18 protein-coding genes and 1 pseudogene are annotated in these 21,921 nt (G+C 64.0%); 13 read left to right on the forward strand and 6 right to left on the reverse strand.

Annotated elements, in window-relative coordinates:
- Nucleotides 1–2: 2 nt before the first annotated feature.
- The 4 genes from DH10_RS01355 to DH10_RS01370 form a co-directional block, all read right to left on the reverse strand.
- The gene (locus DH10_RS01355; protein ID WP_192253841.1) at nt 3–737 is read right to left on the reverse strand and encodes a FadR/GntR family transcriptional regulator; all 735 of its coding nucleotides are present in this window, start codon (nt 735–737) and stop codon (nt 3–5) included.
- Nucleotides 734–2,170 (reverse strand): FAD-binding oxidoreductase, encoded by a 1,437-nt coding sequence (locus tag DH10_RS01360; protein WP_192253843.1) that lies wholly within the window; start codon nt 2,168–2,170, stop codon nt 734–736. Before DH10_RS01360 ends, DH10_RS01355 begins: the two co-directional genes overlap by 4 nt.
- A gap of 140 nt (nt 2,171–2,310) precedes the next feature.
- On the reverse strand, nt 2,311–3,591 hold the full coding sequence (locus DH10_RS01365) for a M23 family metallopeptidase (RefSeq protein ID WP_192253845.1): 1,281 nt from the start codon (nt 3,589–3,591) through the stop codon (nt 2,311–2,313).
- A gap of 179 nt (nt 3,592–3,770) precedes the next feature.
- The gene (locus tag DH10_RS01370) at nt 3,771–4,238 is read right to left on the reverse strand and encodes a peroxiredoxin (protein ID WP_192254036.1); all 468 of its coding nucleotides are present in this window, start codon (nt 4,236–4,238) and stop codon (nt 3,771–3,773) included.
- A gap of 97 nt (nt 4,239–4,335) precedes the next feature.
- On the opposite strand from DH10_RS01370, the gene DH10_RS01375 reads away from it, so the two are divergent.
- The 8 genes and pseudogenes from DH10_RS01375 to DH10_RS01410 all read left to right on the forward strand — a co-directional run bounded on the left by DH10_RS01375 (nt 4,336) and on the right by DH10_RS01410 (nt 12,773).
- Complete coding sequence (locus DH10_RS01375; protein WP_192253847.1) at nt 4,336–7,746, forward strand: YhdP family protein; 3,411 nt, start codon at nt 4,336–4,338, stop codon at nt 7,744–7,746.
- A 44-nt stretch (nt 7,747–7,790) separates the two neighbouring features.
- The gene (locus tag DH10_RS01380) at nt 7,791–8,246 is read left to right on the forward strand and encodes a hypothetical protein (RefSeq protein WP_246506346.1); all 456 of its coding nucleotides are present in this window, start codon (nt 7,791–7,793) and stop codon (nt 8,244–8,246) included.
- A gap of 138 nt (nt 8,247–8,384) precedes the next feature.
- A pseudogene (locus DH10_RS01385) lies at nt 8,385–9,643 on the forward strand (multicopper oxidase family protein).
- Between the two features lie 37 nt (nt 9,644–9,680).
- The gene (locus tag DH10_RS01390) at nt 9,681–10,115 is read left to right on the forward strand and encodes a DUF411 domain-containing protein (RefSeq protein WP_192253849.1); all 435 of its coding nucleotides are present in this window, start codon (nt 9,681–9,683) and stop codon (nt 10,113–10,115) included.
- Nucleotides 10,116–10,119: 4 nt separating this feature from the next.
- Complete coding sequence (locus DH10_RS01395) at nt 10,120–10,665, forward strand: TlpA family protein disulfide reductase (RefSeq protein WP_192253851.1); 546 nt, start codon at nt 10,120–10,122, stop codon at nt 10,663–10,665.
- Between the two features lie 3 nt (nt 10,666–10,668).
- On the forward strand, nt 10,669–11,391 hold the full coding sequence (locus tag DH10_RS01400; RefSeq protein ID WP_246506348.1) for an SCO family protein: 723 nt from the start codon (nt 10,669–10,671) through the stop codon (nt 11,389–11,391).
- A gap of 171 nt (nt 11,392–11,562) precedes the next feature.
- Nucleotides 11,563–12,219, forward strand: coding sequence for a DsbA family protein (locus tag DH10_RS01405; RefSeq protein ID WP_246506350.1), 657 nt, complete (start codon nt 11,563–11,565; stop codon nt 12,217–12,219).
- Nucleotides 12,216–12,773, forward strand: coding sequence for a hypothetical protein (locus tag DH10_RS01410; RefSeq protein WP_192253861.1), 558 nt, complete (start codon nt 12,216–12,218; stop codon nt 12,771–12,773). Before DH10_RS01405 ends, DH10_RS01410 begins: the two co-directional genes overlap by 4 nt.
- A gap of 324 nt (nt 12,774–13,097) precedes the next feature.
- On the opposite strand, the gene tyrS is transcribed toward DH10_RS01410, so the two are convergent.
- A complete protein-coding gene (tyrS, locus tag DH10_RS01415; protein WP_192253863.1) occupies nt 13,098–14,351 on the reverse strand; it encodes a tyrosine--tRNA ligase in 1,254 nt (417 codons plus the stop codon).
- A gap of 284 nt (nt 14,352–14,635) precedes the next feature.
- Between tyrS and DH10_RS01420 the strand changes: the two genes are divergently transcribed.
- Nucleotides 14,636–16,279 carry an ArnT family glycosyltransferase gene (locus DH10_RS01420; RefSeq protein ID WP_192384097.1) on the forward strand — a complete coding sequence of 548 codons (1,644 nt, stop codon included), beginning with the start codon at nt 14,636–14,638 and terminating at the stop codon, nt 16,277–16,279.
- A gap of 139 nt (nt 16,280–16,418) precedes the next feature.
- On the forward strand, nt 16,419–17,270 hold the full coding sequence (locus DH10_RS01425) for a phosphatase PAP2 family protein (protein ID WP_192253867.1): 852 nt from the start codon (nt 16,419–16,421) through the stop codon (nt 17,268–17,270).
- Between the two features lie 10 nt (nt 17,271–17,280).
- Here the strand turns inward: DH10_RS01425 and DH10_RS01430 are convergent, their stop codons facing one another.
- Nucleotides 17,281–17,955, reverse strand: coding sequence for an alpha/beta hydrolase (locus DH10_RS01430; protein WP_192253869.1), 675 nt, complete (start codon nt 17,953–17,955; stop codon nt 17,281–17,283).
- A gap of 247 nt (nt 17,956–18,202) precedes the next feature.
- Between DH10_RS01430 and DH10_RS01435 the strand changes: the two genes are divergently transcribed.
- The 3 genes from DH10_RS01435 (at nt 18,203) to sufC (ending at nt 21,897) form a co-directional block, all read left to right on the forward strand.
- Nucleotides 18,203–19,363: a cysteine desulfurase family protein gene (locus DH10_RS01435; RefSeq protein WP_192253871.1), complete on the forward strand. Its 1,161-nt coding sequence runs from the start codon at nt 18,203–18,205 to the stop codon at nt 19,361–19,363.
- 235 nt (nt 19,364–19,598) lie between these two features.
- The gene (sufB, locus tag DH10_RS01440) at nt 19,599–21,116 is read left to right on the forward strand and encodes a Fe-S cluster assembly protein SufB (RefSeq protein WP_192384098.1); all 1,518 of its coding nucleotides are present in this window, start codon (nt 19,599–19,601) and stop codon (nt 21,114–21,116) included.
- A gap of 25 nt (nt 21,117–21,141) precedes the next feature.
- A complete protein-coding gene (gene sufC / locus DH10_RS01445; protein ID WP_192253875.1) occupies nt 21,142–21,897 on the forward strand; it encodes a Fe-S cluster assembly ATPase SufC in 756 nt (251 codons plus the stop codon).
- Nucleotides 21,898–21,921 lie beyond the last annotated feature (24 nt).

Genomic DNA, 21,921 nt, shown 5'->3' on the forward strand with positions numbered 1-21,921 from the left:
GGCTATTTCGCTCCGCTGATTTTACGGGTCGGCAGCTTCACGCCGACGCGGTTGGCGGCGCCGACGATGTGGGCGCGCATCGCCGCTTCCGCCGCCGCCGGATCGCCCGCCACCAGCGCCTCGTAAATGCGCACATGCTCACCGACATTGACCTCGACCAAGTCGTGCAGCGGGTTGGTGAGGCGGGCGTAGTGGATCGAGTGGCGTATCTGCTCGCAGACGAAGGAAATGAAGGTGTGGATGTAGCTGTTGCCGGTGGCGCGGGCGATCTCGCGGTGGAACAAGAGATCGGCGTCGATGCTGCCTTCTTCCCAACGCTCCTCGCCGCCCATGCGGTCGAGCGCCGCCTTGATCGAGTCGAGATGCTCCTGCTTGCGCCGCGCCGCGGCAAGCGCTGCGGATTCGGCTTCGAGGATGCAGCGCAGCTCGAACAGCCGCTCCATATTGTGCGTGTCCTTGAGTGCCTCACGGTCGATGCGGATGGCGGCCCTTTGCTCGGGCGCCAGCACGAAGGCGCCGATGCCTTGCCGGGCCTCGATGATGCCGTCGGCCCTGAGCTGGGCGATCGCTTCGCGCACCACATTGCGGCTGACTCCGAATTTCTCGGAAAGCTCCTGTTCGGTCGGCAGGCGCGTGCCCGGGTTCAATTCGCCGGATTCTATCTCGCGGCTGAGGAAGGCCGCGACCCGGTGCGGCAAAGTTTCGACGGTGCCGATGGCGGCCAGTCTTTGCTTCATGAAAAAGTCTCCGTCGAAGGCAGCAGGCAGCCGGGATTCACAAGCCCCTTGGGATCGAGCGCGGTCTTTAGTGCGGTGACCATGCGGCGATGCGTTGGCGAGAGCGCGTCCCAGAATTCGCGCCGGCGGCTGCGGCCGATGCCGTGCTCGGCGCTGATCGAGCCGCCGAGATCGACTGCAATGTCGTATAGTCCCGCCGTGACCGCTATGCCGCGCGCTCGAGCTTCGGTCGCACCGAGACTGAGCGGCGGCAGCACGTTGAAATGGATGTTGCCGTCGCCGGCATGGCCATAGGCGAGGGCAATCCAACCAGGATGTTCGATCGCCACAAAGCGGCGGGCGCGCTCGATCAGGGCAGGGATGTCCGAGATACGCACCGACAGATCGGTGCGGACATGATAGCCACGCTTCGCCTGGCCTTCGACCAGCTTTTCGCGGATCGCCCAGAAGCTCTTTGCCTGCGCGCCGCTGGTCGCGAGGACCGCGTTGGTTACCAGACCTTCTTCCATGGCATCTGCTAGGAAGCCGGCCAGTATGCCGTTTAGGTCGATTGTCGGCCCCGATGACAATTCGATCAGAGCCTGGGCAGGTGCCGTGACCGGCGCCGTCATTCCAGGCTCGATCAGCCGGGCAAGCTCGACGCATTCCGCGCCGATGATCTCGAAAGCGGAGATCAGATCGGAGCAGGCCCGGCGCGCCCGGTTGAAGAGCGTCATTGCCGCTTCGAAAGAGGAGAGACCGAGATAGGCTGTTTCGACCTGGGCCGGCTTCGGGAACAGCTTGACCTCGACACCGGTGATGATGCCGAGTGTGCCTTCCGAGCCGATGAAAAGCTGCTTCAGGTCATAGCCGCTATTGTTCTTGCGCAGGCCGGAGAAGCCGTTCCACAGCTCGCCATCGGCAAGAACGACTTCCAGGCCGAGAATCAGATCGCGCGCCATGCCGTAGCGCAGCACGTTGACGCCGCCGGCATTGGTCGCGGCATTGCCGCCGATCTGGCAGCTGCCTTGCGCGCCGAGCGCCAGCGGAAACAGGCAATCTTCGGCCTCGCTGGCGTCCTTCATCGTCTGGAGAACGCAGCCGGCATCGGCCTGAAGCGTGAAGTTGTCAGGATCGATCCGGCGGATGGCGTTCAGCCGCTCCAGGCTGACGACGACCAGGCCGGCGCAGTTGGTATCGATGGCTCCTGAAACCAGCCCGGTGTTGCCGCCCTGCGGAATGACGCCGAGCCCGAGCTCGCTGCAAAGCCGCATCAATGCTTGCACCTCGGCGGCCGAACCGGGGCGCAGCACCGCGAGGGCGCCGCCACGATAGTCGCCCGCCCAATCGCCGAGGTATTTCGCCATTCCGGCAGCGTCTGTGGTGAGACCGCTCCGTCCGACTGCGCCTTCGAAGGCGCTGAGAATGTCCGGCGAGAGGCTGTGAATGGTCATCGGCGGTTCAAATCGATGTCAGGCGATAGGGTGATACATATCATCCTACAACTTGGGCCGAGTCAATCCAGGGCAACTGCTGCCAGTCGAACTGTGGATGGATTTGAAGGAGATCTCCGGCGCGCGGCGAACGGCGCGCGCTAAAGGTACTGCGCGACCTTCTTGCCGACGGCAAGAAACCGCAACGGGTCGACCGCTTCGCCGTTGTGGCGCACTTCGTAGTGGAGGTGCGGGCCAGTCGAGCGGCCGCTGCTGCCGGTCTTGCCGATCACGTCGCCGGCGGCGAGCTTCTGGCCGACGGTGACGTCGATTTCGCTGAGATGTCCGTAGCGCGTGGCGAAACCATTGCCGTGGTCGACCTCGACCATGCGACCGTAGCCGCCGTTCCAGCCCGCCTTGGTGACGACGCCGGCGGCCGTGACCTTGGCCGGCATGCCGATCGGAGCCCTGAAATCCATTCCCGTATGCAACGCCGCCGTTCCGAGGATCGGATCGGTGCGCACGCCGAACGGGCTGGTCACCGTATGGCCGGGGGCAGGATTCGTGAGCGGCAGCTTGCGCGCCTCTTTCTTGACTTGATCTAGCGCATCAAGAGCTTCGTCCAGCTCCTTGACCTTGCTGTCGAAGATCATCGAGGAGTCGAGCGGGACGAGCGGTCCGCCGACATCGTTCTTGTCGAGCTCGGCGTCGACCGGCAAGCCTGCAGCCTCCAATGCCTGCGAGATCGCATCGGCATTCCTATAGGCATTGTCAGCGAGCGTGGTGATGCGGGTAAGCTGCTGGTTCTCGATGGCCTTGAGCGATGCGTTGATCGACACGAAAAGCTTGTCGGCGCGATCCGCGGCCGTTTCGTTGTCGAGTGGATCGGACCGTGTCGACCATAGCGAGAAGGGCCTGGTGTCGCCGGCGCTCAGGCTAGCGACGGAGTAGGTCGGAGCCTGCGAAAGGCTGCCGGTTGCGTCGGCATGCTCGTCGGGTTTCGTCGCGGTATCGGCCGCGGCCGGCACATCGCCGACCTCGTTTTCGGCGCGTTCGAGGATCGGTCCGAGCCGCCCATGACGCTGGCTGAGCTGGGTCTGCCTGGCCAGCAGCTCGCTGACCTTGGTCTCCATGAGCTGCTGGTCGAGAAGCTGGCGGCTGGTGATGCGGTCGACCTGGGCGCGAAGCGCGGAGATACGATCCTCATAGGCCTGCTGCATGCGCGCCTGCCTGGCGGTCGTGGCGCCGATCAGGTCGTCGCGCAGCACCAGGTAGGAGGTGGCGAGCAGATAGCCGATGGCGATCGCCGCGAGCGCCGATCCAATGAACGCGGCAAGCCAGGGACGGATGGTGAAATGCCTGATCTCGCTGCCCCGGGCGATGATGACCGTATGGGGCTCCTTGCGCCTGCCGAATACCGCTGACTGACCGTTTGGATTCACGGGACCGAGCTTTCGTTACGACTCCAACGACAGCCGCGATTACACATTATTAGGGTTAACAAAGCTTTGCTGGCCGCAATGTCGGCGTAACCAATTCCCGCAATGCGGGTGGCGGGTTGCGGCAGGGAGAGGCCGGCAAAAACCGTTCGGTGATGCCGCGAAAGCTTGGCTTTCCCGCTTTAGAGCGCGCGCACCGCCGCCAGCACTTCTTCGGCATGGCCCTTGACGCGCACCTGGCGCCAGATGCGGGCGATGCGGCCGTCCTTGCCGATCAGGAACGTGGCGCGCTCGACGCCCATGTATTTGCGGCCATACATCGTCTTCTCGACCCACAGATGATAGGCCTCGATCACCTTGCGCTCCTCGTCGGCGACAAGATCGACGGTGAGATCGTATTTCGCCTTGAATTTGTCGTGTTTCTTCACGCTATCGGGGGACAGCCCGATGACCACGGCGCCGGCCTTCTCGAATTCCGGCTTGAGCTGCGAGAAGCCGATCGCCTCATTGGTGCAACTTGTGGTGTCGTCCTGCGGATAGAAGTAGAGTACGACAGGCTTTCCCTGGAATGAGGCAAGGCTGAGGGAGCCGCCGCCGTCGCGCGGAAGATCGAATTGCGGCGCAACGTCGCCCACGTCGAGATCAGCCATATCGATGCCCTTGTCCGAGGTTACGCGCGCATCGAGCATCGATATAACGTGAGGCGGGGATTCGTCCACGACGAGTTCGTTTACAACGGAATATTGCTTGGACCAGGAGCAACCGCAGCACGAGAAGATCAGGTTCAGGCGTGACGAGATCACCGACCTGGGAGCGTTTCCGTCCGCATGCAGCGTGCCGCCGCTCGGCCGTGCTTCGGTGCGCCGCCGCTTTCGCGTCATCGGCCGGGTGTTCGCCGGACTCTGCGCGCTGGTGCTTCTGGCCGCAGGCGGCATCTATGTGCTCGGCTCGTCGGGCATCGGCACGGAGCGGCTTCGCGCCGAAGCCGAGACGGCCATCGAGAAGCTCGCCGGCGTCGATGTCAACGTCGCGGTCGGACCGGCGCGGCTGACGCTCGACGGTTCGAGCTTCGTCGCGCTGCAGGTGAGCGATGTCAGCCTGAAGACGGCCGACGGCAAGCCGATGGCGGAAGTCGGGCGCGTCCGCTTCGGGATGCGCCTGCTGCCGCTGCTGTCCGGCGAGGTCCGGCTGACCAGCGCCAGGTTCTCCGATGCCCACATCATGGTCGCCGCGATGCCGTCCGGCGGCGGCGACTGGACGGCGGCGCTGCGCAACGAGGACGGTCTCGTCGATCCGGAGAAAGTGTCGGCGGCGGTGTTTTCCGGCGTCAACGAAGCCTTAGACGCGGTCCGCGAGGATTCGATGCGGCAGGTCGATCTGCGCAACGTCGAGTTCGAATTGCCGGCGGGCGGATCGGTCAAGCGTGTGACCGTCACCGAGGCCACGGTTGCGCAGACCGGCACGGGCAGCATGGAACTCTCGTCCGATGCCAACGTCGACGGCCGGCATGTCAGCCTGACCGCCTCCACGGCACGCGATCCGGGCGTGAGGCGGATCGCATCGCTGGACGCCAACCTCGAGGTGGCGGAAGCCGGTGGAACCCCGGTTCAGGGAAGCTCCAGCGGCGGAAACTCCGCTGCCCAGGGCGGCAAGCTCGGTTCGATTGCGCTGAAGCTTTCGGGCGCCGAAGCGTCCGGCGAAACGCCGTCGCGGCTGACCGCCTCGCTGTCGCTCGGCGGCTCGGTGCTCGATCTCGGCTCGCGCGGGCTGCTGCCGGCCGACGTCGATGCCAATGCCACGCTTGTTGCCGGGTCGAACAAGATCTCGATCGACAGGCTGCTGATCAAGACCGGTCGCTCGACTTTCGATTTTTCCGGCTCGATCGGGCCGAAGCCGGCGGTCGCGGGCGAAGAGCCGTCCTATCGCTACGACCTGGTCAGCGACGGCTCGACGCTCGCGCCGTCGGAATCGCCGGAGCCGGCGCTTCAGTTCCTCGCCCGCATCGCCGGCGTCTATCAGACCAAGAGCCGCAAGCTCGTCGCCGAGCAGATCGGCGTCCGCTCCGGCGGTTCGAGCGAGGTATTGGGCACGGCCTCGCTCGCCTTTATCGACAACGGGCCGCCGGGTGTGTCGCTTTCGCTTAACGTCCACGACATGCCGGTCTCGCATGTGAAGCAGTTGTGGCCATGGTTCTCGGCCCGCAACGCGCGGCTTTGGGTGCTGGACAATCTGTTCGGCGGCCGTGTGGTCGACGCCAACCTGCAGTTCCAGGTCGTACCGGGGCGGCTCGGCAACGGCGTACCGCTTTCCGGCGACGAGGTGTTCGGCCGCTTCCAGGTCGAGGGCTCGCGCTTCGACACGGCAGGCCGCATTCCGCCGATCCGCGACGCGGTCGGTGTGGTCGCCTTCCATGGCAACGACGTCGACATCAGACTGTCTTCGGGCAGCGTCTATATGCCGAGCGGCCGCACTGTGGCGGCAAGCGGCGGCACGCTGACGGTTAAGGAAGCAAACCATTCGCCGGTTATCGGCGCGCTCGACATCGATGTTGCGGGCGAGGCGTCGGCGATTGCGGAGCTCGCCTCGTACGAGCCGATCAATGCCATGCGCCATGTCGGCCTGGTGCCGGAAGACCTGACGGGCACCGTTACCGGTCATGTCCGGGCGGACATCCCGCTGACCTCCGGCGTCGACACCTCGAAGCTCAATTGGCTGGTGGCGCTGGACTACCAGGATCTTTCTTTAGCCAAGCCGTTCGAGGACCAGACGGTGACCGAGGCCGACGGGTCGATCACCGTCAGCCCCGACCGCGCGGTGATATCGGCCAAGGCGAAGCTGAACGGCATTCCGGCCGAGCTCGATCTGGTCGAGCCGCTCGAGGACAGCGGGCCGCCGCGCAGCCGTAAGGTGGCGCTCGTGCTCGACGACAAGACGCGCGACGCGACGATGCCGGGCCTCTCGCCGCTGCTTTCCGGGACCATCAAGGTGTCGATCGACAAGAGCGGCGAGGGCAGCCAGAACGTCTCGGCCGACCTGACCAACGCCCGGCTCGACATTCCTTGGGTCGGGTGGAGCAAGGGGGCGGGCATTCCCGCCAAGGCCACCTTCACCATGGCCAAGTCGGGCAGCACCACCACGCTGTCGGATTTCAACCTCGAAGGGAAGAGCTTTTCCGTCGACGGCGACGTAACGTTGGTCAACGGGGCGCTGTCGCAGGCGCGTTTCAGCAAGGTCGCGCTGAACAGGGGCGACGACGTCGCCGTCGCGGTCAAGCGGTCGGGCAAGGGCTACGCGGTCGATGTCAGCGGCGAGTCGCTCGACGCCCGCTCGCTGATCAAGCAGTTCACCTCCGACGTCGACACGGCCACAAAAGGCGCCGGCGCCGGCGCGATCTCGGTCAGCGCCGACGTGAAGTCCTTGGCAGGCTTCCACGACGAGGTCTTGTCGAACCTGAAGCTGGATTACAGCGCAGCTGGTTCCCGGGTGAATGGCCTCGATGTCAGCGCGACGGCGAGTTCGGGCGCCGCGATCACGATCAGGAACACAACCGGCGACAGCGGCCGGTCGCTCAGGATGAAATCGGACGATGCCGGAGCAATCCTGCGCTTCCTTAACATCTATGAGCATATGGAGGGCGGGGCGATCACGCTGTCGCTCGCGGGCGCCGCCGACGGGCCGATGAAGGGCCAGGTCGACGCCAGCAATTTCTACGTTGTGAACGAGCCGAAGCTCGCTTCGATCGTGTCAACCAGGCCGGCCGGCGACACGCGCAGCCTCAACCAGGCGGTGAAGGCCGACATCGACACCTCAAGGGTGCAGTTCGAGCGCGGCTTTGCCGAGATCGACAAGGGATCCGGCTATCTCAGACTGGCAAACGGCCTGCTGCGCGGTCCGCGCATCGGCACCACTTTCCAGGGCACGCTTTACGACGAGAACAACAATATGGACATGACCGGCACCTTCATGCCGGTCTATGGGCTGAACCGCATTTTTGGCGAATTGCCGCTGTTCGGCCCGCTGCTCGGCAACGGCCGCGACCGCGGCCTGATCGGCGTCACCTACCGGCTGCGCGGCAACGCCAACAAGCCGACCCTCAACATCAATCCGCTTTCCGTGGTGGCACCCGGGATATTCCGGTCGATCTTCGAGTACAGGTGAGGGCTGGCGACGCATCGTTCGGGCAGGGGGCTTGGCCTGTCTTGATGTCGCAGTGGCGGGCGATCACCGGCTTGGGACTTGCAAAAGCCACGCTTTGCGATCAGCCTAACAGAATGATGGCTCGGCTTTCGCCAAAACATCTTTTGGTCATGCTGCTCGCGGTCTTCCTGACCGCGGGGTTCAGCCTGTCCGCTGCCCAGGCCAGTGTCATGCCGGTCCGCATGGCGGGCGCGATGACGATGCCAGCCGATATGGGCATGGGCAAAATGGCCGAGACGCCCATGAAGGGCGATTGCAACGCCTGCCTCAAGGACACGGGCACTAAGGGCAGCCCGATGCAGTGTCCGGCGGTCTGCATCGCGCCAGCGCTCGCCGTGCTGCCGCAGGATTTCGGGGTAGTCCCGGTTCCCTCGGTGCAGCAGCCATCGGCCTTGCCCGCTGCGTTCCCGCACGGGCGAAGTTCCGTGCCTGATCCATACCCTCCAAGACCCAGCGCTTGACGCCGTTTCAGCCGCAACACGGCTGATCCCCGGCGCCTGATCGCCTACGTCGCGCATCGTTGCGCCGCGGGCGCGCACAGCAATCCAGTTCGTTGTCGAGCCGTTCGCCATCGATCGAGATCGCAAAGGGTTTGAAGGGTGAAATACGATTATCATTGCACCGTGTCGCGTCGCGGGTTTCTCGCGGCAGCCGCAGGTGCCGCCATATCTGCTTCGCTGCGTCCAACTCGCGCCTCCGCTCTCGAAGAGCGCCAAATCAAGGCCGCGCCCGGCGAAGCCCGCTTCAGTGGCTCGGACGGTCCGTCCACTGCTGCCTGGACTTACAACGGAGCCATATCCGGTCCAGCGTTGCGGCTCAGACAAGGCCGGCCGGTCCGCATCACCGTCGAAAACGGGCTGGATGAGGACACCACCGTCCACTGGCATGGCATCCGCTTGCCGAACGCCATGGACGGCGTGCCGGGGCTCGCGCAGCCGCCCATCAAGCCGGGCGAAAGCTTCCTCTACGAGTTCACGCCGCCGGATGCCGGCACGTTCTGGTATCACCCGCACGCCGACAGCCTCGTGCAGCTCGGTCGCGGGCTCGCCGGCCCGCTGATCGTCGAGGAGGCCGAGCCCGCGGCCTTCGACCGCGACCTTCTCTGGCTGCTGCAGGACTGGCGGCTTACCAAGGACGGCCAGATCGCCGGCGGTTTCGGCAACATGATGGATGCGTCGATGTCGGGTCGCGTCGGCAATCTGGTCACCATCAACGGCACTGTGCCGGCCGACCTCGGCGTGAGGGCCGGCGAGCGCCTCAGGCTGCGGCTCGCCAATGCCTCGCTTGCCCGCATGATGGCGCTGCGCTTCGAAGGCCATCGGCCGATGGTCCTGGCGATCGACGGCCAGCCCTGCAATCCTCATGAACCGGATGACGGTCGACTGGTGCTGGCGCCGGCCATGCGCATCGACGTCGTGCTCGACATGCAGGGCGACCCGGGCAGCCGGCATGCCGTGATCGACGACTTTTACGACGGGCTCGCTTACACGCTGACCAACCTTGCCTATGACAAGGCGCCTCCGCTCAGGGCGCATCCCATCGACGCCCCTGTCGGCCTGCCGCGCAATCCGCTGCCGGCGCCGGACCTGGCGAACGCCGTGCGCCAGGAAATCGTGCTGCAGGGCGGCATGATGGGCGGCGGCAAGTTCGCCGGCGTCGGCGGCATGATGGGTATGGGCATGCCCGGCATGAATGGCTCCGCCGCCTGGGCGATCAATGGCAGGACACGGTGCTGCTGGCGCCCAAGGACGTGATCGAATGCGCCTTCGTCGCCGACAATCCCGGCAACTGGATGCTGCATTGTCATGTCGCCGACCACCAGATGTCCGGCCTGATGACCGTGTTCCGGGTGACCTGATTTTCAATCCAACCCATCAACCAAGGAGAACTGCAAAATGAAGCTGACCTACGCGCTGACCGCCCTCGGCCTCGCGATCGCAACGCCGCTGCCGGCACTCGCCGCGACGATCGCCGCGGTGATGTACAAGAACCCGCAATGCAGCTGCTGCGAGGCATACGCCGCCTATCTCGAGCAGAACGGCTTCAAGGTCGACATCAAGCCGGTCAACAATCTCTTCAGCAGCGATGCCGGCGTGCCAGCAGACCTTGAAGGCTGCCACACGATGATGGTGGACGGTTATGTCGTCGACGGCCTGATGCCGGTCGAGATCGTCAAGAAGCTTCTCACCGAACGGCCGGCCATCACAGGCATTACACTCGCCGGCATGCCTGCCGGCGCACCCGGCATGGGTGGCCAGAAAGACGGAACCTGGACGGTCTATGCCTTCACCAGGGACGGCAAGGCGCCGACTGTCTATGCGACGGAATGAGCGCATGATCGCAAGCAAGCTGGCCGTGGCCCTTTCGGCAATGCTGCTCACGGCCTCGCTGCCCGCAGCGGCGGCGGAGGCGCCGCAGAACTTCGCCGTTCTCGATACGCCCGCCGCGTTGCCGGAGATCAGCTTCGCGGATGCGGCCGGCCAGCCGAAAACGCTCGCCGACTATTCCGGCAAGGTGGTGCTGCTCAACATCTGGGCGACGTGGTGCGGGCCCTGCCGCAAGGAAATGCCGACGCTCGACCGGCTGCAGGCCAAGCTGGGCGGGCTGGACTTCGAGGTCGTCGCGCTGTCGATGGACCGGAAGGGTCCGGACGTCGTGAAGAAATTCTTCGCCGAGACAGGTGTCATGCACCTTGCGCTCAACATCGACACCTCCGCCCAAGCGATGTTCACGCTTGGCGCCGTCGGCCTGCCGATGACGCTGCTGATCGACGGGCAAGAGAAGGAAATCGGCCGGCTGATCGGCCCGGCCGAGTGGGACGCTCCCGACATGGTCGACTTCATCCGCGCCCGCATCGCCGACGATCAGAAGGAGAAATGAGCGATGCCTGTTCGGACACGCCACGAGCCGAGTTGGATGCGCCTGCTGCTCGGCCTGATCGCGCTTACGGCGCTGGCCGTTGGCTTCGTCCATGGCGCCCGGGCGCATTCGCTGGATGACATCGACGCCATGCTGCAGAGCGACGAGAAGTATTTCCAGCCAATCGACAAACCGGTGCCGGACTTCACGCTACGCGCCGCCGACGGGCGTATCGTGCGGCCGGCCGATCTCATCGGCAAGGTCGTCGTGCCCCATTTCATCTACACCTCGTGCCCGGACGTTTGCCCGCTGCATGCAGAGAAGGTCGCCGAGGTCCAGAAGATGGTGAACTCGACGCCGATGAAGGACCGGGTCGTCTTCATCAGCATAACCACCGACCCGCGGAAGGACACGCCCGATGCGCTCAAGGCCTACGGGCCGACACATGGGCTCGACCCGGTCAACTGGCTGTTCCTGACCACGGCCCCGGACCAGCCCGAAGATGCGACCCGCAAGCTGGCGGAAGCCTTCGGGCACAAGTTCACCCTCACCGATGACGGTTATCAGATGCACGGCATCGTCACCCATGTGATCGACAGGGAGGGCCGCTGGCGGGCGAATTTCCACGGGCTGAACTTCCAGCCCATCAACCTCGTCACCTTCGTCAACGCGCTCACCAACAATGTCGAGCGCCCGCACCACGAGCAGGACGAAGGTTGGCTGGCGAAACTGAAGAACCTGCTGTGAGGCAGGACCACCGCTCTCGAAAAGAAAGGGAAGCACATGTTCACCAGGGCGCATAAGAGCCGAACTTTCGGAAGCATCTTTCGCAGCATCCTGCTCGCTGCACTGGCGGGATGGTTCCTGCTCCATCCAGGCTTTCTGGGCGTGCGGGGACCGGCGCTCGCGGCCGGTGAAATGTCCCAAGATCAGCTCGACCAGCGGATCCATGACTATATCCTGGCGCATCCGGAGGTTCTCGTGCAGGCGCTGCAGAGTCTGGATCAGCGCCAGCGCGAGGCGGAGCTGGCCGAGGCCAGAAAGGTGCTCAAGGCGCGCGCGGACGACATCTTCCATGACAAGCGGAGCCCCGTCGGCGGCAATGCGCAAGGCAATGTCACCCTGGTCGAATTCTTCGACTATAATTGCCCCTATTGCCGCATGATGGCGCCGATCATGGACCAGGCCGTGGCCGACGATCCACAGCTCAGAATCGTCTACAAGGAATTCCCTATCCTCGGCCCGGATTCCGTGTTCGCGGCCAAGGCCGCGCTTGCCGCCGACAAGCAAGGCAAATACGCGGCGTTTCACAAGGCGCTCTACGCAGCAAAGACAAGGGTGACCGAGGCGGTCGTGCTCAAGATCGCCGCCGAGGCCGGGCTGGACGTCGAGCGCATGAAGGCCGACATGCGGCAGCCCGACATCCAGGCATCGATCGACCGCAATACGGAACTGGCGCAAGCGCTCAGGATCACGGGGACGCCCGGCTTCGTCGCCGGCGACCAGATTTATCCTGGCGCGACCGACCTTGCGACACTGAAAACATTCGTCAACCAAGCGAGGGCCGGCAAATGACCAGCACCCCAAACCGGCGCACGATTGTTCTCGGCGTGTTTGGCGTCGCCACGGCCGCAAGCCTTTTCGAGCGGCCTGAATCGGCAATCGCCGCCGAAGATCCGGAGCTGGCAAGGCGTTTCAAGGATCTCAGCGAGAACGGCAACAGCACCTGTTCGGCCAAGTTCACGGAAACGATCGCGACCATGCCGGCGATGGCGCGCATCAAGGGCTCGTGCTGCAGCCCGATGGAGCTGAAGCGCTATGGCGAGCAGGTGAGGGGGCTTACCAAATACCGCGCCATCCCGATGATCCCCGGCGATCCCTACGATATAGCGGCTGCGACAGCGCAACAGATGATGCCATATTACGATCTGAAGCTCACCGGCGACGAGCAGAAGGCCTATGACTATGCGATGGCCAATTCCGAGGAGAAGGGTCCCTGCTGCTGCCCATGCTGGCGCTGGAAGGTATATGGCGGGCTGGCGAAATACCTGATCCACGAACACGGTTTTGACGGCAAACAGATCGTCGATGTGTGGGATCTTTCAGACGGCTGCGGGGGCGGGATGTAAGGCTTGCCGGGAAGTGACATTTCCGCCCGCTGATCGCTGCCCGTCAACTCGAAACCTCGTCCGCCTTGACGGGCTTGCGCGGCGACCTAGTTCACCCCGCAATCGCCGATACGCACCGGCGAGGCCGGCTCTCGCCACCCATGGAGGATGATCGCCATGATGGATGGTTCGGCTTGGATGATGGGCGGCATGGCGCTCATCTGGGTCTTGGTCTTCATCACGCTTTTGCTCAGCATAGCGGCGCTGGTCAAATACCTGCGAAGCTGACCGGCCCCGCGCATTCCGGCAAGGGTCGCGGCCGACAAGAGGTGTGGCCGCGAATGGTCAGACCGCCCGCACCAGCACGTGTTTCTTCCTGCCGAGCGAGAGCTTTACGACACCCTCGGCGCCCAGATCCTCAAGCGTCACCACGCGGCGGTCGTCCGCGACCGGCTGGTCGTTGAGGCGCACGGCGCCGCCCTGGATGTGCCGCCGCGCCTCGCTGTTGGAGCCCGCAAGCCCTGCGGTCACGAACAGCGACAGCATGCCGATGCCGGCCTGGAGATCAGCCCTGGCCACCTCGACGCTCGGCAGCGTGTCGGCGAGCGCGCCTTCCTCGAAGGTCTTGCGCGCGGTTTCGCTCGCCGTCTCGGCGGCCTCTCGGCCGTGCAGCATGGCGGTGATCTCGGTAGCGAGGATCTTCTTCGCCTCGTTGATCTCCGAGCCGCCGAGCTTTTCGAGCCGCGCGACCTCGTCGAGCGGCAGCGTCGTGTAAAGCTTCAGGAAGCGGCCGACGTCGGCGTCCTCGGTGTTGCGCCAGTACTGCCAGAACTCGTAAGGCGACAGCATATCCGCATCGAGCCAGACCGCGCCCGAGGCCGACTTTCCCATCTTGGCGCCGGACGAGGTGGTGAGCAGCGGCGTCGTCATCGCGTAGAGCTGCGCATTCTCCATGCGGTGGCCGAGGTCGATGCCGTTGACGATGTTGCCCCACTGGTCGGAACCGCCCATCTGCAGCCGGCAGCCGAAGCGCTTGTAGAGCTCGACGAAGTCGTAGGCCTGCAGGATCATGTAGTTGAATTCGAGGAACGACAGCGATTGCTCGCGGTCGAGCCTGAGCTTCACGGAATCGAAGGCGAGCATGCGGTTGACCGAAAAATGCCGGCCGACATCGCGCAGGAAGTTGACGTAGTTGATCTCCATCAGCCAGTCGGCATTGTTGACCATGATGGCGTCGCCGGCGCCGCTGCCGAATTTGAGGTAGGGCGCGAAATTGCGGCGGATGCCGGCGAGATTGTTCTCGATGTCCTCAGGCGTCAGCAGCTTGCGCGCCTCGTCCTTGAAGGAGGGGTCGCCGATCATCGAGGTGCCGCCGCCCATCAACGCGATCGGCCGGTGGCCGGTCTGCTGCAGCCAGTGGAGCATCATGATCTGGATCAGCGATCCCGCATGCAGGCTCTTCGCCGTTGCGTCGAAGCCGATATAGGCACTCACCGTTTCCTTGGCGAAAAGCTGGTCGAGGCCGGTTTCATCCGAAATCTGGTGGATGAAGCCGCGCTCGCTCATGACGCGCAGGAAATCGGACTTGAAGGCGGACATCTTTTCTTCCCGGAGTTCGCCCGGCATCCGGCCGAGCGTGACGTGAAGGGGCGCGTTTAGCATCAGCGGGCGATCAGCAAAAGTGGTTTCCGGTTTTGCGTCGATCGCCGCCACTCAAATGCGCGATCAGCAAAAGTGTTTCCGGTTTTGCGTCGATCGCCCGCAATGCCGCGCGTCCTTGCTTCGCCCGTTTTGCTGGCGTAATGAGGCGCCCGCGCAAGGGCAGCGCGCCCCGAGCGCCGCGACGGGGCCATCCAGCAGATCAGATCGGACAAGCTCCCGCGATGAACCGGAACTACCTTTTCCTCTTTCTGTTCAGCGTTGTGATGACCGTCAGCGGGCTGGCAAGCCTGCCGCCGGTCGACCGCGACGAATCCCGTTTCGTCCAGTCGACCAAGCAGATGGTCGAGACCGGCGATTATATCGACATCCGTCTGCAGGATGTGACGCGCTACAAGAAGCCGATCGGCATCTACTGGCTGCAATCGGCGGCGGTCGCGCTGAGCGGCGAGGGGGCCGAAGCGCCGATCTGGGTTTATCGCCTGGTTTCCATGCTCGGCATTGCGCTCGCCGTCGTTGGCATCGGCTGGACGGGCACAAAGCTCTTCGGCGCCAATGCCGGCCTTGCCGCCGGCCTGATGATGGCGGCGATCTTCGCCACCGCCTTCGAGGGCCGCGACGCCAAGACCGATGCCATGCTTCTCGCCTGTTGCGTGGCCGCTCAGGGTGCGCTGGCGCAGGTCTATCTGGCCGCCCGCCGCAAAGAGCCGGTCGCAGGCCATCTGCCCTGGATCTTCTGGATCGGGCAGGGGCTGGGCATCCTGATCAAGGGACCGGTCGCCCCGCTCTTGTCGCTGCTTACGGCCGCGGCTCTGTTTGCCTTCGATCGCGACTGGCGCTGGCTTTTGAAGCTGAAGCTGGTGCGCGGTGTCGCGATCGTGCTCGTCATCGTCCTGCCCTGGATCGTCCTCATCAGCTGGAAGAGCGGCGGCGCCTTCTTCCATGAGGCGGTCGGCAAGGACATGCTGAACAAGGTGGCGCAAGGCGAGGAATCGCACGGCCTGCCGCCCGGCTTCTACATGCTCACCTATTCGCTGTTCATGTGGCCGTTCGGCCTGATCGCGGTTGGCGCCGGGTTGCAGGCCATCAACCGCTTCCGGGACGACCCGCGCCTGCGCTTCTGTCTCGCCTGGTACATCCCGTTCTGGCTGGTGTTCGAGGCGATCCCGACCAAGCTGCCGCATTACGTGATGCCCGCCTATCCCGGCATGGCGTTGCTGGTCGGCTGGCTGCTCACCTTGCCGGCCGACCAGGCCAACGCGCCGCTGAAGCGCTGGCAGAGCTGGCTTTGGTGGGCGACTGCCTTCGGCGTGGTCGTGGTGTCGATCGGGCTGGCCGCAGTCTGCATCGGGACGCCGATCTATTTCGCCAAGGCCTTTTCCTGGTGGAGCATCCCGGCGGCAATAGCGGCGCTCGTGACCGGCTATCTTGCTTTCCCGCGCCAATTGCAGGTCCCGCTCGGACGCATCGCGGCGATCGCGGTTGGCGCGGGCATAACGTTCAGCCTGCTGTTCGGCGTGATTGCGCCGTCCTTGAAGCCGATCTGGCTAAGCCCCGCCATCAAGACAGCGGTCGATGTCAACCGCCCTTGCGACACAACTGTGCTTGCCTCATCGCCCTATCATGAACCGAGCCTGGTGTTCCTGGTCGGCACCAATACGGTGCTGACCGATATCGACGGCGTTGCAAAACACCTGCTTGCCGATCCAGCCTGCGCGCTGGGACTTGCTCCGGTCAAGGAAGAGCAGAAGCTCGACGAACTGCTTGCCGGGCAGGGCAAGTCGGCGAAGCGGCTTACCGAAATCGACGGGCTCAACTATTCGTCAGGAGACAAGCTGGCGCTCGGCCTTTATCGGGTAACCCCGTGAGGAATAACGTCGGGCTTCGATGCCCCTGGAGCGGTTCAACCTTTCTCAGAATCGTTGACCCGCTCTAAGTATTTGTTTGACGCAATTCCGGACGGAAAACCGCTACGCACCTTTCCTGGAATTGCTGTAAGGCTCAGCCATGTCCGCCGTCGCCCTTTACCGCCGCTCGCTCGGCAACTTCCTCGACACGATTGCTATCGTGAGGCGGCGGTTTGCCGTGCGGCCGGCGCGCTATCCCGAGATCGCGTGGCCGGTCTGGGCGCTCGCTTGGGCGCTGCTGGCGGCTGCCGCTTTCCTCAGCCTCGATAGCGCCGCCGGCAGGATGCGCGGGGCCTGGACGCCCGGCTTCGTCCATTTCACCGACTTCTTCACGGATTTCGGCCTGGGCGGCTGGTATCTCATCCCCGCGGCTCTCTGCCTCGTCGCTGCCAATTTGACGGACTGGCGCGGCCTTTCACGGCAGGCGCGGATAATGGTCTACAACTGGACGTGCTTCGCCTTCCTGGTGCTTTGCGCGGTCGGCCTTTCCGGGCTGGCGGTCAATTTGCTGAAATATGGCATCGGCCGGGCGCGGCCGCTCTATTTCGACAGTTTCGGGGTGCTGTCGCTGCATCCCTTCGCCATGGATGCGCGCTTCGCCGGCTTTCCGTCGGGCCATGCCACGACGATGGGCGCCGTATTCGGCATCCTGCTGCTGCTGTTCCCAAAACGCTGGCACATCGCGCTGGCGGTCACCGCCTGCATTGCCTCGACGCGCGTCTTCGTCGGCGCGCATTATCCGAGCGACACGGTGGCCGGCTTCGGGCTTGGCCTCGCCTTTGCGATTGTCACGGGACTGGTCTTCGCGCGGCTCGGCTTCATCTTCTGCCGGCCGTCGTCGACCAGACCCGTGCCCAAGCGCACGTTCCGGCTGCTGTCGTCCAGCAGGTCGAAAGATAAAGCATCGCTGGCGAGGCGGAGCCGCGAGCAACTATCGGCTGACCGCCTTTAGGTTGCTCTCACTACCGCAGCCGCTTTGGCCGCGGATCGGCGAGCTCGCCTGCCAGTCGCCGGTCGAGGTAGTCGGCGCACTCGTCGATCAGCAGTTCGGCGTGGTTGGCGAAGAAATGGTTCGCGCCGGGGATCGTCTTCTGCGTGATGGTGATGCCCTTTTGCGTGTGGAGCTTGTCGACCAGCGTCTGCACGTCCTTGGGCGGCGCCACCTTGTCGGCATCGCCGTGGATGATGAGGCCGGACGAGGGGCAGGGCGCGAGGAACGAGAAGTCGTAGGTATTGGGCTGCGGGGCGACCGAGATGAAGCCCTCGATCTCGGGCCGGCGCATCAGAAGCTGCATGCCGATCCAGGAGCCGAAGGAATAGCCGGCAACCCAGCAGCTCTTGGAATCCGGATGCAGCGACTGCACCCAGTCGAGCGCGGCGGCTGCGTCCGATAGCTCGCCGGTGCCGTGGTCGAACTCGCCCTGGCTGCGGCCGATGCCACGGAAATTGAAGCGAAGCGTGGTGAAATCGCGCTTCTGGAACATGTAGAAGAGGTCGTAGACGATCTTGTTATTCATCGTGCCGCCGAATTGCGGGTGCGGGTGCAGCACGATGGCGATCGGCGCGCTCTTTTCCTTGGAAGGCTGGTAGCGTCCCTCCAGGCGACCAGCCGGACCGGCGAAAATGACCTCAGGCATAAAATACTCCACGTGGCATACGAAGGCGCTTGCCCGGAACTTCCCTTGGCCCATTCTGTGGCCTTGACGCCGGGCAAGCGTCTTCCTAGAAGCTAGTTTAGAATTGTTCAAAACTGGGTGGCCGAAAACGCAATGGTCCGGCCGCCCGCGCCGCAAGCCGGGTAAATAGGACGGCTTGCCTTGCAATTTCAAGGAAATAACGCGCTATCCTCGCGGAATGGCTGCTGACGGGACCGACGGAAGGAAAATGGCCGCAACTCGCGCCTATCTCGACTACAACGCCAGCGCACCTCTCATTGCAGAGGCGCGGTCGGCGATGGTCGCCGCGCTCGACGCCGCCAATCCGTCGTCGGTCCACAGCGAGGGCCGCGCGGCGCGCCGGCTGATCGAGGACGCCAGGCGCGACGTGGCAAGGCTGGTCAACGCCAAGCCCGAACATGTCGTGTTCACCTCGGGCGCGACGGAAGCCGCCTCGACGCTGCTTGGTCCCGACTGGCAGATGGGGCGCGGCGCTATCCGCATGAGCCGCCTCTACGTCTCGGAGGCCGACCATCCCTGCGTGCTCGGCGGCGGACGTTTTCCGGCCGCGCAGGTGACGCGGATCGGCGTCGATCGGAACGGCATTGCCGACCTCGACGCGCTGACCAAGGCGCTGGCCGCGCACGACAGGGCCGATGGCCTGCCGCTGGTGGCGATCCATGCCGCCAACAACGAGACCGGCGTTATCCAGCCGATCGGCCGCATCGCCGAGATCGTCAAGGGGGCGGGCGGTGTGCTGGTGGTCGACGCCGTGCAGGCTGCCGGGCGGATTCCGATCGACATGTCAGCCGGTTATGCCGACTATCTGATCCTGTCCTCGCATAAGATCGGCGGCCCGAAGGGCGTCGGCGCCATTGTCGCTCACGCCGACCTGATGATGCCGAAGCCGCTGATCAATGGCGGCGGTCAGGAAAAGGGCCATCGCGCCGGCACCGAGAACCTTCCCGGCATTGCGGGTTTCGGCGCCGCGGCGCGGGCAGCACTTGTCGGGCTGGATGCGATGGAAGCGGTCGCGCATTGCCGCGATGAGATCGAGGCGATCGTCCAGGAAATTGCCTCTGACGCGGAAATCTTTGGAGCGGCGGCGCCAAGGCTTGCCAATACGACATTCTTCGCTATTCCCGGCGTCAAGGCCGAGACGGCGCAGATCGCTTTCGATCTTGCCGGAGTGGCGCTGTCGGCCGGCTCCGCCTGCTCGTCGGGGAAAGTCGGGCCAAGCCGTGTGCTGAAGGCGATGGGCCACGGCGATAGCCTTGGCGCATTGCGCGTCTCGATCGGCCGCGCAACCGGCGCAAGGGAGATCGAGGCGTTTCGGGCTGCCCTGGCCGGCATAGCCGCGCGTCGGGCTGGAAAAGAAAAGGCCGCCTGACGGTGGCACGGCATCGGACAAAAGATCCCGGCGGCTCTCTAAATCCGGTGCTCGAAAATGAATTCAGGCCATCCGGCCTGGTTGAGCCGTGCGTTTCGTCTTGGCCGGGTGAATTTCCGGTCGGAACGCACTATATGGAGGTTACTCCGCTGTCGGTCCCCTCGGGGACTGATCTCGGCGGTGCCATAGTTTGAAAACTGCCGGGCCTTGACCCCGGCGTGGATGGAGAACGCTTATGCCTGCTGTGCAGGAGACGATCGATCGAGTCCGAAAGATCGACGTCGACCAGTATAAATACGGATTCCAGACAGAGATCGAGATGGACAAGGCCCCCAAGGGCCTGAGCGAAGACATTATTCGCTTGATCTCCGAGAAGAAGGGTGAGCCGGACTGGATGCTAGAATGGCGTCTCGGGGCCTTTCGGCGATGGCTGACGCTCGAAGAGCCGACCTGGGCGCGCGTCCGCTATCCGAAGATCGACTTCCAGGACATCCACTACTACGCGGCGCCGAAGAGCACGCCGGGTCCGACGTCGCTCAGCGAAGTCGATCCCGAACTCTTGAAGGTCTACGAGAAGCTCGGCATTCCGCTGAAGGAGCAGGAAATCCTCGCGGGCGTGCAGAAGACCGAAGAGTCCGAGTTGGAGGAGGCCAACGACAACGTCTACAAGTCGGGCCGCGTCGCGGTCGACGCCGTGTTCGATTCAGTGTCGGTCGTTACCACCTTCAAGAAGGAGCTGGCTCAGGCCGGCGTCATCTTCTGCTCGATCTCTGAAGCCATCCGCGAGCATCCGGAACTGGTGCAGAAATATCTCGGCTCGGTCGTGCCGACCACCGACAATTTCTACGCCACGCTGAATTCGGCCGTGTTCACCGACGGCTCCTTCGTGTTCGTGCCGAAGGGCGTGCGCTGCCCGATGGAGCTGTCGACCTATTTCCGCATCAACGAGAAGAACACCGGCCAGTTCGAGCGCACGCTGATCATCGCCGAGGAGGGGGCCTACGTCTCCTATCTCGAGGGCTGCACGGCGCCGCAGCGCGACGAGAACCAGCTGCATGCGGCCGTGGTCGAGCTGATCGCGCTCGACGATGCCGAGATCAAATATTCGACGGTGCAGAACTGGTACCCGGGCGACGCCGAGGGCAAGGGCGGCGTCTACAATTTCGTCACCAAGCGCGGCGACTGCCGCGGCGACCGCTCGAAGATCTCGTGGACGCAGGTCGAGACCGGCTCGGCGATCACCTGGAAGTACCCGAGCTGCATCCTGCGCGGCGACGATTCCAGCGGCGAGTTCTATTCGATCGCCGTGTCCAACGGCTACCAGCAGGTCGACTCGGGCACCAAGATGATCCATCTCGGCCAGAACACGTCGAGCCGCATCATCTCCAAGGGCATCGCCGCCGGCTTCTCGCAGAACACCTATCGCGGCCAGGTTTCGGCGCACCGCAAGGCGGCCAACGCGCGCAACTTCACCAATTGCGACTCGCTGCTCATCGGTGACCAATGCGGCGCGCACACCGTGCCCTACATGGAGGCCAAGAACTCGACCGCCCAGTTCGAGCACGAGGCGACGACGTCGAAGATCTCCGAGGACCAGAAATTCTACGTCATGCAGCGCGGCATCCCCGAAGAAGAGGCGATCGCGCTGATCGTCAACGGCTTCGTCAAGGACGTCATCCAGCAACTGCCGATGGAGTTCGCCGTCGAGGCGCAGAAGCTGATCGGTATCAGCCTAGAGGGTTCGGTCGGCTGACCGCAAAGATATTCAGGAAAGAAATATGCTTGAGATCAAGAATTTGCATGCCCGGATCGTCGATGACGGCACCGAGATCATCCGCGGACTGAACCTGACGGTGAAAGCCGGCGAGGTCGCCGCCATCATGGGCCCGAACGGCTCGGGCAAGTCGACGCTGTCCTATATCCTCGCCGGCCGCGAGGACTATGAGGTCACCGAAGGCGACATCCTCTATAACGACCAGTCGATCCTCGAAATGGATCCGGCCGAACGCGCCACCGCAGGCATTTTCCTCGCCTTCCAGTATCCGATGGAGATACCGGGCGTGGCGACCATGGAATTCCTGAAAGTGGCGATGAACGAGCAGCGCAAGGCGCGCGGCGAGGAGCCGCTGAAGGTTCCGGAGTTCCTGAAGCGCGTTAAGGAGGCAGCCGCCTTGCTCAACATGGACATGAACATGCTGAAGCGGCCGCTCAATGTCGGCTTCTCCGGCGGCGAGAAGAAGCGCGCCGAGATCCTGCAGATGAAGCTGCTTGAGCCGAAGCTCTGCGTGCTCGACGAAACCGATTCCGGTCTCGACATCGATGCGCTCAAGATCGTCGCCGATGGCGTCAACGCGCTGCGCTCGCCGGAGCGCGCCATCGTCGTCATCACTCACTATCAGCGCCTGCTCGAGCACATCGTGCCGGACAGCGTGCACGTGCTCTACAAGGGCCAGGTCATCAAGTCGGGCGACAAGTCGCTGGCGCTCGATCTCGAAACCAATGGCTATGCCGGCGTCATCGGCGAAGCCGCGTGAGATGGGGCCAAGTGAGGCGAGAGC

Source organism: Mesorhizobium silamurunense (genome assembly GCF_014843825.1).
GTDB lineage: Bacteria > Pseudomonadota > Alphaproteobacteria > Rhizobiales > Rhizobiaceae > Mesorhizobium > Mesorhizobium silamurunense.